At 64.8% G+C, this 13,034-nt stretch carries 13 protein-coding genes; 6 read left to right on the top strand and 7 right to left on the bottom strand.

The window, feature by feature from the left end; translation table 11 throughout:
- The first annotated feature begins 273 nt into the window (after positions 1–273).
- Positions 274–3,114 carry an RNA polymerase-associated protein RapA gene (rapA, locus tag AC1DMY_RS02555; protein ID WP_477163449.1) on the top strand — a complete coding sequence of 947 codons (2,841 nt, stop codon included), beginning with the start codon at positions 274–276 and terminating at the stop codon, positions 3,112–3,114.
- Positions 3,115–3,182: 68 nt separating this feature from the next.
- Here the strand turns inward: rapA and AC1DMY_RS02550 are convergent, their stop codons facing one another.
- From AC1DMY_RS02550 to gloA, 4 genes are all read right to left on the bottom strand, one after another.
- Positions 3,183–3,887 carry an aspartate/glutamate racemase family protein gene (locus AC1DMY_RS02550; protein ID WP_477163448.1) on the bottom strand — a complete coding sequence of 235 codons (705 nt, stop codon included), beginning with the start codon at positions 3,885–3,887 and terminating at the stop codon, positions 3,183–3,185.
- A 44-nt stretch (positions 3,888–3,931) separates the two neighbouring features.
- Positions 3,932–5,302: an amino acid permease gene (locus AC1DMY_RS02545; RefSeq protein WP_477163447.1), complete on the bottom strand. Its 1,371-nt coding sequence runs from the start codon at positions 5,300–5,302 to the stop codon at positions 3,932–3,934.
- Between the two features lie 31 nt (positions 5,303–5,333).
- Positions 5,334–5,984 carry a rhomboid family intramembrane serine protease gene (locus AC1DMY_RS02540; protein WP_477163446.1) on the bottom strand — a complete coding sequence of 217 codons (651 nt, stop codon included), beginning with the start codon at positions 5,982–5,984 and terminating at the stop codon, positions 5,334–5,336.
- Positions 5,985–6,116: 132 nt separating this feature from the next.
- A complete protein-coding gene (gene gloA / locus AC1DMY_RS02535) occupies positions 6,117–6,644 on the bottom strand; it encodes a lactoylglutathione lyase (protein WP_477163445.1) in 528 nt (175 codons plus the stop codon).
- A gap of 99 nt (positions 6,645–6,743) precedes the next feature.
- On the opposite strand from gloA, the gene AC1DMY_RS02530 reads away from it, so the two are divergent.
- The gene (locus AC1DMY_RS02530) at positions 6,744–7,385 is read left to right on the top strand and encodes an NAD(P)H-binding protein (protein ID WP_477163444.1); all 642 of its coding nucleotides are present in this window, start codon (positions 6,744–6,746) and stop codon (positions 7,383–7,385) included.
- A 79-nt stretch (positions 7,386–7,464) separates the two neighbouring features.
- Here the strand turns inward: AC1DMY_RS02530 and AC1DMY_RS02525 are convergent, their stop codons facing one another.
- From AC1DMY_RS02525 to AC1DMY_RS02515, 3 genes are all read right to left on the bottom strand, one after another.
- A complete protein-coding gene (locus tag AC1DMY_RS02525; protein WP_477163443.1) occupies positions 7,465–8,181 on the bottom strand; it encodes a C40 family peptidase in 717 nt (238 codons plus the stop codon).
- 238 nt (positions 8,182–8,419) lie between these two features.
- A complete protein-coding gene (locus tag AC1DMY_RS02520; protein ID WP_477163442.1) occupies positions 8,420–9,148 on the bottom strand; it encodes a YggS family pyridoxal phosphate-dependent enzyme in 729 nt (242 codons plus the stop codon).
- Between the two features lie 105 nt (positions 9,149–9,253).
- A complete protein-coding gene (locus tag AC1DMY_RS02515) occupies positions 9,254–10,678 on the bottom strand; it encodes a M20 family metallopeptidase (RefSeq protein WP_477163441.1) in 1,425 nt (474 codons plus the stop codon).
- 202 nt (positions 10,679–10,880) lie between these two features.
- Here AC1DMY_RS02515 and AC1DMY_RS02510 point away from each other — a divergent pair, with 202 nt between their 5' ends.
- The 4 genes from AC1DMY_RS02510 (at position 10,881) to AC1DMY_RS02495 (ending at position 12,954) form a co-directional block, all read left to right on the top strand.
- Positions 10,881–11,258 (top strand): ComEA family DNA-binding protein, encoded by a 378-nt coding sequence (locus AC1DMY_RS02510; protein ID WP_477163440.1) that lies wholly within the window; start codon positions 10,881–10,883, stop codon positions 11,256–11,258.
- Positions 11,259–11,363: 105 nt separating this feature from the next.
- Positions 11,364–11,843, top strand: a complete 480-nt coding sequence (locus AC1DMY_RS02505) for an SET domain-containing protein (protein WP_477163439.1) — start codon at positions 11,364–11,366, stop codon at positions 11,841–11,843.
- Positions 11,844–11,848: 5 nt separating this feature from the next.
- Positions 11,849–12,388, top strand: a complete 540-nt coding sequence (locus AC1DMY_RS02500; RefSeq protein WP_477163438.1) for a GNAT family N-acetyltransferase — start codon at positions 11,849–11,851, stop codon at positions 12,386–12,388.
- Positions 12,385–12,954, top strand: coding sequence for a HutD family protein (locus AC1DMY_RS02495; protein WP_477163437.1), 570 nt, complete (start codon positions 12,385–12,387; stop codon positions 12,952–12,954). Before AC1DMY_RS02500 ends, AC1DMY_RS02495 begins: the two co-directional genes overlap by 4 nt.
- Positions 12,955–13,034: the final 80 nt, after the last annotated feature.

The following is a 13,034-nucleotide window of genomic DNA, read 5'->3' as shown; positions in this document are numbered from 1 at the left end:
GACAAGTGGCGGAACTCCCACTGCCAACGGTGATGGCCATCACGCCGGGATTTGAAGGCACTCAGGCCCCCCAGGCCCCAGTCAAGAAAGCCAAAGTGACGCGGGACACATTCGCCCCCGCCATGGCCTCAACCATGGCCGCGGCGTACACGCACCTGGGGCCTGCGTTTACCGGGGTGACGAAAAGCTGCCGGGTCTGCGGCTTTCGCTAGGCATCCACAGGCCATGGGCGGATAATCGGCGGTCCTTGCAACTGGCAGGCCTCTCCCCCTGATGTTTGTTCCCGGTCAACGTTGGATCTCCACCGCCGAGCCTGAGCTCGGCCTCGGCACCGTGCTGCGCGTCGAAGGGCGTGGGGTGCAGGTATTGTTCGCCAAGGCGGGAGTGCTGCGCCCTTACGCGGTCGACTCGGCGCCGCTGGTGCGCGCGGAATTCCGCCCCGGCCAGCGCGTGGCCGGCAAGGGCCTCGCCTTTCTGGTTGAACGGGTGGAAATACGTGAAGACCTGCTGGTCTATCGCGGCGAAGGCCGTGAGCTGGAGGAAGGCCAGCTTGACGACGAACAAAGCGTCAGCCAGGCCGATGACCGATTGATCGGTGGCCGTACCGACCCCGTAGCCCATTTTGAACTGCGCCTGGAAGGCCTCAAGCGCCGTGCCGAGGCGCGCCGCTCGCCGGCATGGGGCCTGGGCGCCTCGCGCATCGGGCTGGTGCCGCATCAATTGCGCGTGGCGGGCATTGCCTCCGCGCGCCGCCCTCCCCGCGTCCTGCTCGCAGACGAGGTAGGCCTGGGCAAGACCATCGAAGCGGGCATGATTATTGCCCGCCAGCTGGCCACCGGGCGCGCCGGCCGCGTGCTGATCCTGCTGCCGGACACTTTGGTCTATCAGTGGTTCGTGGAACTGCTGCGCCGCTTCAACTTGAGCTTTGCCATTTACGACGAAGAGCGTTGCGAATCGCTCGAACAGGGTGGCGACACGTCAAATCCCTTCGATGACGAACAACTCGTCATCGCCGACTTCAGCTTTTTGGAACAGTCGCCCAAGCGCGCCCAGCAGTTGCTGGAAGCCCGCTGGGACCTGCTGGTGGTGGACGAGGCCCATCACCTGGCCTGGTCGCCGGAAGCCGCCAGCCCGCGCTACACCCTGGTGGACCAACTCGCCGCCGCCACGCCGGGCGTGATCCTGCTCACCGCCACGCCGGAACAGCTGGGCCGCAGCGGCCATTTTGCCCGCCTGCGCCTGCTCGATCCGCAGCGCTATCACGATCTGGACGTCTATCTGTCCGAGTCGGACAAGTTCCACAGCCTGTCGAAAGTCGCCGACCGTCTTCTAGACGGCAAAGCGCTGGATGAAACACAGCTGGCTGCGCTGCGCGAAACCTTTGCGGGCGACGAGGCCTTGCAGGCACGCCTGGCCGACGCGACCAAGCCGGAGCATGCGCGCGAGATCCTCGCTGCGCTGATCGACCGCCACGGCACCGGCCGTGCGATGTTCCGCAATCGCCGCGCCAGCATCGGCGGCTTTCCCAAGCGTGCACCGGTGTGGCACCTGATCGACAAGGACACGCTGAGCGACGACGCGCGCCAGGCCTTGCTCGGCGAATTCCACGCCGACATCCAGCAACCCTCGCCGGTCATCGAGATCGACTACAGCAACGATCCGCGCATCGATGCCCTGGTCACGCTGCTTGAAGCGCATCCGCAGGACAAGTTCCTGCTGATCTGCCGCAGCCAGGCCAAGGTGCTTGCGCTGGAAGAAGCGCTGCGCACCAGGAGTGGCGTGGGCCTGGCCCGCTTCCACGAAGGCCTGGGCATCGTGCAGCGCGATCGCAACGCGGCGTATTTCGCGCAACCCGACGGTGCGCGCCTGCTGCTGTGCTCGGAGATTGGTTCGGAGGGTCGCAACTTCCAGTTCGCCCATCGCCTGGTGCTGTGGGATCTGCCGCTGGATCCGGACCTGCTGGAACAACGCATCGGCCGCCTCGATCGCATCGGACAGAAGCACGACATCAGCATCCACGTGCTCGCCGTCGCCGACAGCGCACAACATGTGCTGGCCCGCTGGTACGACGAGGGCGTGGATGCGTTCCGCACCAGCCCGGCCGATGGCCGCGAGCTCCTGCGCCGCTTTGGCGATTCGCTTGCCCGTCTCGCCAGCGAGCACGCGCGCGGCGATGACAATCGCGACCAGGAACTCGAGGTGTTGCTGGCGGAAACGCGCGGCGCCCACGAGGAAATGGCGGAGTTGATCCGCGATGGCCGCGATCACCTGCTGGAACTCGCTGCCAGCCGCGACCTGCATGCTGACGAACTGGCGCAGGCGTTCACGCGCGAAGACAACGATCCGAGCCGCGACGCCTTCATCCAGAGTCTGCTCGAGCGCTTCGGCATTCACGCCGAGGAACTGGGCGGCAAGGTGCTGCTGCTCGATCCGCAATACCTGTCCACCGATGCGCTGCCCGGCTTCGCCGAAGGTCCGCAGGCCGTCACGATGGCCCGTGAGGTGGCACTGGCGCGCGAAGAACTGCCGCTGCTGCGGCTGGATCACCCGATGGTGCTGGGCGCACTCGACCTCACGCTATCCAACGAGCAGGGCAATGCGGCGTTCCTCGTGGACGATGTCTTGCCCGCACGTAGCGCGTTGCTGCAGGCCGTGTTCCTGATCGAATGCGTTGCCGACCGCAAGCTGGACGCCGAACGCTTCCTGCCGCCGCAGCCGATCGTGGTGACCATCGATACGCGCCTTACCGAGCGAGCCGATTTCCGCCCCAGCGACATCGGCCTGCGCAAGGCGGCAGACCGCAGCATCGAAGTCGCTCGCTACCGCAAGTTCCTCGCCAAACTGGTGCCGCCGATGCTGGAGAAGGCGGACGCCATCGCGGCCGAGCGCGCCAAGGCGAATGTGGACGAAGCCGTCGCCCTGGCCACGGAAACGCTCGATGCCGAACTCTCGCGCCTGCTGGCGTTGCGCTCGGTGAACCCGGCCATCAGCGAGGCGGAAATCGCCGCCGTCGCGGATGAACGCACCGCCTTGCTGCAGGCACTGCCGGGTGCGCGTCTTCGGCTCGACGCCGTGCGCTTTGTGGTGAGTCCGGACTTCCTCGCCTTGCGCTAAGGCAGGGCGGCGAACATTTCGTCGCTGGGTTTCAGCCGCCCTGCAGGACATGCTGCGGGCGGCATGAACTACGGACTGCTTTCACCCAACGCAAAAGCCACGGCTGCATCAGCGTGCAGCGTCGCCGTATTGAACAACGGCAGGGAGACATCGTCCTCCCGCAGCAGCAGGCCGATCTCGGTGCATCCCAGGATGACGCCTTGCGCACCGTTGGCGGCCGCCTCCTCGATGATGGATCGATAGATCTCCCGCGACGCCTCATTGATCACGCCAGCACACAGCTCGTCATAGATGATGCGATGAACGTCCGCGCGCTGCGCGCTGGAGGGCACCAGGCACCGCACGTTGAATTTTTCCTCCAGGCGCGCGCGGTAGAAGCGGTCCGACATGGTGAATTCGGTGCCCAGCAGCAGGACCGAATGCAGGCCTCGCGCGGCGATGGCGGCGCCGGTGGGATCGGCGATATGGATGAACGGCAGGCGGGTCGCGGCCGTGATGGCGTCCGCCATCTTGTGCATGGTGTTGGTCGCCAGCACGATGCATTCGGCACCGCCTGCTTCCAGGCGGCGCGCCGATGCCGCCAGCGCCGCGCCTGCGGCATCCCAATCACCCTCGCGTTGCCAGGTAGCGATCTCGTGGAAATTCAGGCTGTCGAGCAGCAGCCTGGCGGAGTACAACGGCCCACATCGATCGCGGATGCCGCGATTGATCCACTGGTAGTAAAGCAGGCTGGACTCCCAGCTCATGCCGCCGATCAACCCGATGGTGCGCACGTGAAGACTCCAGTGTCGCGGGCGTTCACCCGCAGACGGTGAGTCTAGCTTTGCGCCGCCAGCTCCATGCGTACTTCCACCTGGAATACACGGTAGGCGATTGCCAACAGTGCGACCCAGCTCACGCCGATATAAAGCGCGATGCGCGTGTCCGGACTGACGCCCAGCATCACCACCACGAAGCCGAGGAACGCGAGGCAGACGATCCCGGTCAGCGGCCACCAGCGCAGCCGGAACGCTGCCGGCGCCTCGCCGCGCGCGCGCAGCTGGCGACGGAAGCTGTAGTGCGCCAGCAGCACCATGGTCCAGGTCCACACGGTGTTGAACGAGAGGATCGACATCATCATGCCGAACACCTTGGCCGGCAGCAGATAGTTCAGCAGGACCGCGAGCAGCAACACCGCAAGCGTCACCAGGATCGCGCGCACCGGCACGCCCTGCTCGTTCACCTCGCTCAACGCGGCCGGCGCCTGCCCCTTGCAGGCCAGGCTGTACAGCATGCGGCTGCCGCTGAAGGTGGTGCAGTTGAAGCCGGACAGCGCCGCGGTGATCACCACGAAATTGATCAAGCCGGCCGCCTGCGGAATGCCGAGCTTGGCAAAGGTGGTGACAAACGGACTGCCGTGTTCGCCCAGGCCCGTCCACGGATAGATGGCCATGATCACGAACAGCGCACCCACGTAGAAAATCAGGATGCGCCACAGCACCGAGTTGACCGCACGCGGAATCGTGCGTTCAGGCTGCGCCGCCTCACCGGCGGCAATACCCACGGTTTCCACGCCGCCAAACGAGAACACCACCACCGGCAGCGCCAGCACCATGCCGAGCAGGCCATGCGGAAACCAGCCGCCGTTCGACCACAGGTTGGACAAACCAGTGGGCCGTCCGCCATTGCCCCAGCCAACGAAAATGATGGCCAGGCCGCCCACGATCATCGCCAGCACGGTGATCACTTTCACCAGGGTGAACCAGAACTCCATCTCGCCATAGATCTTCACGGTCAGCAGGTTCAGGCCGCCGATCATCACCACGCTGCCCAGCACCCAGATCCAGCGTGGCCAATCGGGAAACCACTCGTGCATGTACGCGCCCACGGCCGTGGCCTCGGCCATGCCCACGCCGACCATCAGCAGCCAGTAATTCCAGCCCGTGACAAAACCGGCGAACGGACCGAGATAACGCTGCGCATAGACGCTGAACGAACCGGCGACCGGATCGCGCACGGTCATTTCGCCGAGCGCGCGCATGATGATGTAGATCATCACGCCGCCGAACAGATAGGCGAACAACACCGACGGGCCGGCCAATTTGATCGCATCGGCGGAGCCGAGGAACAGCCCTGCGCCGATGGCCATGCCGAGCGCCATGAAGGTGATGTGGCGCGGCGTCAGTCGACGCTGGAGATGCTGGGTCATGGAAACTGCCGAAGGACGGGGACTGCAGCGATCAACGGTAGAGACGGCGCTGCGGCTTGATGGGGAGCTTGCCCCGCCAGTACTGGATCAACACGAAGCCACCGAGCATGCCGCCCAGGTGCGCAAAGTGCGCGATGCCTGCCTGCGTGCCGGTCACGCCCATGTAGAGCTCGGCCAGACCGTAGAGCGTCACGAACAACCAGGCGGAAATCGGGATCGGCAGGAAGATCAGGATCATCTTCTCGTGCGGGAACAACATGCCGAACGCCAGCAGGATGCCGAAGATCGCACCCGATGCACCCAGGGTCGGATAGAAGCCGCCGGTGAACCAGTTCACCACCACCAGCTGCGCCAACGCGGCCACCAGCAGGCAGACGAAGTAATAAACGACGAAGTTGCGCGCACCGAACACCCGCTCGATCTGCCCGCCAAACATGAAGAGCGCCAGCATGTTCGAGAACAGATGCGTGAGGCTGCCATGCATGAACGCATAGGTCACCAGCTGCCACGGACGGAAGCCCACCGAGACCAGGCCTTGCGCACCCTGGGCGACCTGATCCGGGCCCCACGGCCACAGCGCAAAGTAGGTCAGCAGCGTTTCGCCCATGATCTGCTGCAGGAGGTAGACCGCCACATTGGCGATCAGCAGGTTGCGAGTGACGGGAGGAAGGTCAAACGGCATATCGGGGCAAATCCGCGGGGCAATATTTCCAAGCGTACCCGTAGCGGCCAGGCATAGCCACGGCCAGTCGGCCTAACGACCGGGCGGCAAGGCGATCGGCAGCCTCTGCTGATCGCAACAGGACGGTCTCGATCAACCGATGAAGGCGGCCGGCTGCAGAATCTCGATCCAGTAGTCGTCGGGATCGCGAATAAACGCGATGTGCTTCATGCGTCCATCGCTAAGGCGCTTCTGGAAAGTCACGCCCAAGGCCTCGAAGCGGGCGCAGGCTTCCTCCACATTCGGCACGGAGACGCACAGGTGGCCAAAACCGCGCGGCTCGGCGTTGCCGTGGTGGTAGTGAAAGGCGTCGTCCTGCTCGGTGCCGTGGTTGTGCGTCAGCTCCAGCACACCCGGCTGGCCCAGCACCCAGCGCAGGCGGGCGGCATCGTCCTCGGGAATGACCGAGGGATCAGGCGCCAGTACCAGGTACACAATGGTGAAGGCCGCCTCGGCAAAGTCCTGCCGGTGCACCGGCGTGAAGCCCAGTACCCGCGTGTAGAAGTCCAGCGAACGGCTCAGGTCCTTCACGCGGATCATGGTGTGGTTGAACACATAGCCACGGGTGGCGGTGTCGGGTGCATGGACACCCGGCATGGCAAGCAAGGGGGAGAGCGACATCGGGCTTCTTCTGGGGGAAAGCGAATGTCCAACATGTGGTTCAAGCGCGGCCAGGCAAGCCTTCGGTCGCCATAACAATCCTCGCCATACAATGTCGCCATGAGCACGCCGCCGCGCCATGTACTGCTTGCCGGTGCCACCGGACTGACCGGGCACAAGCTGCTCGAGCTATTGCTCGCGGATGACTCGGTGGCGCACGTCTACGCCCCCACCCGACGACCGCTGCCGCCGCATCCGAAACTCGAGAACCCGGTGGGGATGGTCAGCCACCTGATCGCGCAGCTGCATGGGCAAGCCGATACGGTGTTCTGTTGCCTGGGCACCACGATTGGCCAAGCCGGATCCCGCGAAGCCTTCCGCATGGTCGACTACGACCTGCCGCTGTCGCTCGCCAAGCATGCGCATGCACTCGGCGCCAGCCACTACCTGGTGATCAGCGCGCTGGGCGCGGATCCGACTTCGCGTTTGTTCTACAACCGCACCAAGGGCGAGTTGGAGCTGGCCTTGCAGAAACAGGAATGGCCGCGACTCACCATCGTGCGGCCATCGCTGCTGCTGGGCTCACGTCATAAGCCGCGCATGGGCGAAGTATTTGCCGCGCCTTTCTCGCGTGTCCTGCCCGGACGCTGGCGAGGCATCGAAGCCGGCACCGTCGCCACGGCGATGTGGCGGCTGGCCAAGGCCCCGGGTAGCGGCCTGCGCATCGTGGCATCCGATGAGCTTCAGCAACTCGGCAGCTGACACAAGCGCTGCCAGCGAAAAACGCCGCATAAAAAAAGGCCGCCCATGAGGCGGCCTTTGACTGACGGTGACGTCCAAATTAGCTGCGAGCGAGCGCACCCGGGCGCTTGGCGCCAGCGAAACGCTGCGCCCAGTACGACTGGTCCAGGCTGTCCACGCGCACAGTCTTGCCGCGCGAGGGCGAATGGATGAACTGGCCATTGGCGATATAGATGCCCACATGCGACACGCGGCCCTGGCCACGCTTGCCGGCGGTGCGGAAGAACACCAGGTCGCCCGGCTTCATGTCGCCGCGGTTGACGTTGAGGCCAGCCACGAACTGCGAAGCGGAGTTGGTCGGCAGCTCGAGGCCGACGGCATGGGCGAACACATAGCGGACGAAGCCGCTGCAATCAAAGCCGGTGGACGGATCATGACCGCCGCGCACGTAACGGATGTCACGCAGCTGCATGGCCATGCCGATCAGGGTCTTGCGCAGGTCGGAGGTGTCGTTGGCGAGCGCGGCGACAGCGTTGACGCCGCTGTCCGGCATGCCGTCGCCATCGGCGTCTTCGTCATCGCCCAGGGCGCCAGCGGTGGCGGCCGAGGCCTTGGCAGCAACTTGGGCGGGAGCGGCGGACTGGGCGAGCATGGCGGCCGGCGAGAACAACGACAGCTGGCCCATCAGATTCGGTGTCACGGTGGCCGACGTCGGCGTGGAAGCCGGAGTGGCGGTCAGCGGTTCAGCAAAAAGCGGGAGGGAAGTAAGCAGTGCACCAGCAAGCGCAGCAGCGGCGAAAATTCGCTTTGTTCGCATGTGGGACACATCCCTTCGCAGTTCGTGGAAATCGCCGTCGTCAGGTCAACGGGCTGTGATCGAGGCGTGAACTTAGCAAAGGGTTCTAGATCGTTTGTTCGGATGGGGTTAACTGTACCCTGTCGTTTCGAAACCTGGCACGGCCTATGCTTGAGGGGTGTCACGTGATAACTGACTGATTTCTCGATGAAAGCTGTGTCAAATTGGTTACATATTGACCAATTAGTGAACTAAATGTTCAGTTCGGTACCGTATGTTTTGAGAACTGTCTCACACCAAAAATCGCCGTCCCGAGCCGGATTTCGGTCGCACCCTCGGCAATGGCGAGCGGGAAATCGCCGCTCATCCCCATCGAAAGTCGAGCCAAATCATGGCCCTGGTCCAGGCCGGCCGCGCGCAGCTGGCGTAACTGCCGGAAACAGGCGCGCACGGCCTCGGCGTCGTCCGACTGCACGGCCAAAGTCATGAGGCCACGTACCTTCAGACGGTCATAAGCGCGCAGGGCGTCCAGCAAACCGGGCAGCTGGTCCGCCGGCAGACCCTGCTTGCTGTCTTCCGGCGAGGTCTTCACCTCGATCAACACGTCGATGACGCGGTCCTCGATCTCCAGGCGTCGCTGCAGCGCCTCGGCCAACTCCAGCCGATCCAGCGACTGCACTTCGCTGGCCAGGCGGGCTACATCCTTAGCCTTATTGGTCTGCAGATGGCCGATCACCACCCACTCGATGCGCTCGCCCGCCAGCGCTGCGGCCTTGCCGCGAATCTCCTGCACCTTGTTCTCGCCGAAGCGATGCAGGCCCAGCGCCAGGGCGGCACGCACCACCTCCGGACCGAATGTCTTGCTCACCGGCAGGATCGACACCTCGCCGGGATCACGCCCTGCTGCATGGCACGCCGCGTCGACGCGAGCACGCACGGACGCCCAGTTCTCGGCGAGATAGGAAAGCTCGTTGCTGGAATCAGACATCGCTGGAAACCCTGCCAGAGACCGCACGGGCTTCAGTCCGGCGATGCCGGCGTCCTGCGCAGTCGATTGCCTCGCCCCGGCATCGCGCCGGGGCGACGTTCACGTTTAGGCCTTGGCGCCCTGCGCGTAGTGATGAGCCACCACGTCAGCCACCACCATCGACACCTTCTTGCCGGTGGGAATGTGCAGGAATTCGTTCGGGCCGTGCGCATTGGAGTGCGGACCCAGCACGCCGGTGATCAGGAACTGCGCCTTGGGGAATTTCTCGCCCAGCATGCCCATGAAGGGAATGCTGCCGCCCTCGCCCATGTAGGCCGCCGGTGCGCCGAAATACGTTTCCGAGGCCTTGGCCACAGCCTCTTCCAGCCATGCCGACAGCTGCGGAGCATTCCAGCCGCTGCCGTCCTTCTCCAGCTTGAAGCTGACCTTGGCGCCGTACGGCGGATCCTTCTCCAGCAGCTGCTTGACCAGCTGGCCCGCCTTGGCACCGGACAGCGTCGGCGGCACGCGCAGGCTGAGCTTCACCGAGGTTTTGGGACGCAGCACGTTGCCCGCGCTCTCCAGCGGCGGCATGCCGTCCACGCCGGTGACCGCCAGCTGCGGACGCCAGGTGCGGTTGAGCACCAGCTCGGTGAGGTCTTCGGTGACCGGATGCATGCCGGCCACAAACGGGAACTTGTCGTACACCGCGGTACCCAGCACCCCGGCCGACTTCTTGGCCTGCTCGATGCGCTGCGGCGGGATATCGACGTACAGCTCCTTGGGCTTGATCGTGCCGGTTTCCGGATCTTCCAGTCGGCTCAGCAGCTCGCGCAGGATGCGGAAGCTCGATGGCACCACGCCGGACGCATCGCCCGAATGCACGCCTTCTTCCAACACCTGCACGGTCAGCTCGCCGCCGGTCATGCCGCGCAGCGAAGTGGTCAGCCACAGCTGGTCGTAGTTGCCGCAGCCCGAATCCAGACACACCACCAGCGACGGATTGCCGATGCGATCGGCGAGATGGTCGACGTAGTACGGCAGGTCATAGCTGCCCGACTCTTCGCAGGCTTCGATCAGCACCACGCAGCGTGCATGCGGCACGCCCTGCTCTTGCAGCGCCAGCAGGGCGGCGAGCGAACCGAAGATGGCGTAGCCGTCATCGGCGCCGCCGCGGCCATAGAGCTTGTCGCCCTTCAGCACCGGCGTCCACGGACCCAGGCCCTCGGCCCAGCCGGTCATTTCCGGCTGCTTGTCCAGGTGGCCGTAAAGCACGACGGTGTCGTCGCCCGTGCCCGGCACTTCGATGTAGATGAGCGGCGTACGGCCTTCCAGACGCACCACTTCGAGCGTGGCGCCCGGCAGCGAAGAGAGCTTGCTGCGCGCCCACGTCTCCATCAGCTTCACCGCCGCATCCATGTAGCCGTGCTCCATCCACTTGGGATCGAACATCGGCGACTTGTTGGGAATGCGGATGTATTCGACCAGCTGAGGCACGATCTCGTCATCCCACAGTCCGCTGATGTAACGGTTGAGGCGAGCGGTATCCATGGACGACTCCTACAGCGTGGGAAAAGGCCGTCATTGTATCAGCACGTGCGAGAGGGGCTGGGCGTAGCGACAAGCGCCCACGCACCGCGACGGGCGATGCCAGGCCACCGATGCCACCGCTGCCGACAGCCACCGGCGCATCGGCTGGGCACAGTCCTCTAGCGGTCCCGAGAGGGCCGCATCCATCAAGGGAGGAGTGATCATGATCAAGCAGATCGCAGCAGCACTATTGGCTCTTGCGCTGGCCTGGCCGGCCTTCGCGGCCACGCCCGTCAATATCAACACGGCCGACGCCGCCACGCTGTCCAACTCGCTGGACGGCATCGGCCCGTCGAAGGCCAAGGCCATCGTGGCCTACCGGGAAGCACACGGCCCCTTCAAGACAGTCGCCGACCTGTCCAACGTCAAAGGCGTGGGACCGGCCACGCTGGAGCGCAACCGTAGCGCCATTCTGTTGAGCGGCTCCGGCCCCACGCCAGCATCCGTCGCCAAAACGGCCGCAAAGCCCGCCGCAGCTGTCGCGCCAGCCAAAACGGCGCCCAGGGCAGCGCCCAAGACGGCCAAGGGCGGCGGCCAATAACCAAACTGGGTCAACTACTTAAGTACACGAATCGCATTCGGCCGGTATGGAAACCCCGGCCGGATGCGCCTACACTCGCCCGCCTTGCCATCGGTTAGGGCTGCCATGATTGTTCCGCGTTACCGCATAGCCGCGTCGAACATCGCCGGCGCGGGCCAGGGGTTGTTCCTATTGGAGGACGTGTCGGCCGGTCAGGTGCTCACGGCACCGGACGCGATCGACCGCACGTACCGCTACGACGAACTCACCGGCTCGCCCGACCTGTCGGCCCAGCTGTATGCGAGCGCCCGCTGGTTCGAGGACCGCTATACGGTGTCGCCGGACTGGCCGGACGAGTGCTATCTCAATCACAGCTTCGAGCCGACCGGTCTGTGGCATCTGGGCTTCGTGTTCGCGGCACGCGATTTGCCTGCTGGCACGGAGATCACCGTGGATTACCGGCACTTGTTGCCGCCGGGTGAAGAAGAGGCTTTCACGGACGCGGCCACCGGGCAGCCGATTGTGGGCCTGTCATGGACCGAAAGCCTGCGAACGAGCACTCACGCTTTGGCGGCCCTGCTCAATGGCACCCGACTTGCTTGCTGAAAATCATGATCGACATACCTGTTATTGAAACGGCGCGCCTGCGCCTTACCGCCCTCGCCGAACGACATTTCGACGATTACGCCGCGATGCTCGCCGACCCCGCCAGCACCCGCTGGATCGGCGACGGCCAACCGCTGGACCGCACCAATGCCTGGCGTTCGCTGGCCATGCTGATCGGCCACTGGCAGCTGCGCGGCTACGGCATGTGGGCGCTGGAGCTGAAGGACACGGGGGAATTCATCGGTCGCGCCGGCCTGATGCGCCCTGAAGGTTGGCCAGACCTGGAACTTGGCTGGATGCTCAAGCCGGACTTCCGCCACCACGGTTACGCCACCGAAGCGGGCGGCGCGATTCTGGATTTCGCCTGGCACGCCCTGGGCTCGCCGCGTGTGATCAGCCTGGTGAAGATCGGCAACGAGGCATCCGACCGCGTGGCCGAACGGCTGGGCGGCGAGCATATCGACGACATGGATTTCTTTGGCGCCCACAACCACGTGTTCGCCTATTACCCGCCCTGCACCGAAAAGCGTCGCGCCTGGGCATGAGCCAGCTGCAGCGACTGCCCATCGAAAGTCTCCATGGCGCTCCCTGCGCCAAAGGCACGGCAGTCATCACACCGATTGCCTGCGGGCCGGACGACGATGCCTGGCAGTGGCAAATGACCCTGATCGGGATGGAGCAAGAGGTCGACTTTCCAGCACATGCTGACCTCCGTCGGCACTTCGTGCCGCTGGACGCCCCGGTGGACATCGCCTTCCCCGACGGCCGCACCCAGCACGTCACCCGTTTCCAGATCGCCCAGTTCGACCAAAGCAACGATCCGCAGGCCTGCCTGCCGACCGCGCCGACCCGCACGTTCAATCTCAAGCTGCGCGGCGAGGCTCAGGGCGAGCTGATGGCCCGTCCGCTGAATGGCGCCATGGTGCTGCTGGCGCCCAACGGCTGGCGCTGGTTCCTGCTGTTGCTGTCAGGCCGCGCCAAGGTGATCGCCGATCACCGCTCACAGTCGCTGGAAGCGAACGACATGATGTGGATCGACCCGATCCCCGGACACCCGGTGCGCATCGAAGGCGGTGGCGAGATCGTGCTGGCCCGTCTGCCTGCCGCCTGAGCCTTCGTCTGCTGGCTTCTCGAAATAGAGGCTGTCAGATATCTACTCAGCGCGCAGCCATCTTCCAACGGCTGATCTGA

The sequence above is a fragment of the Dyella sp. 01L423 genome (assembly GCF_056399945.1).
The sequence above is the reverse complement of the archived record's forward strand: the minus strand, read 5'-3'. Positions and strand labels throughout refer to the sequence as shown.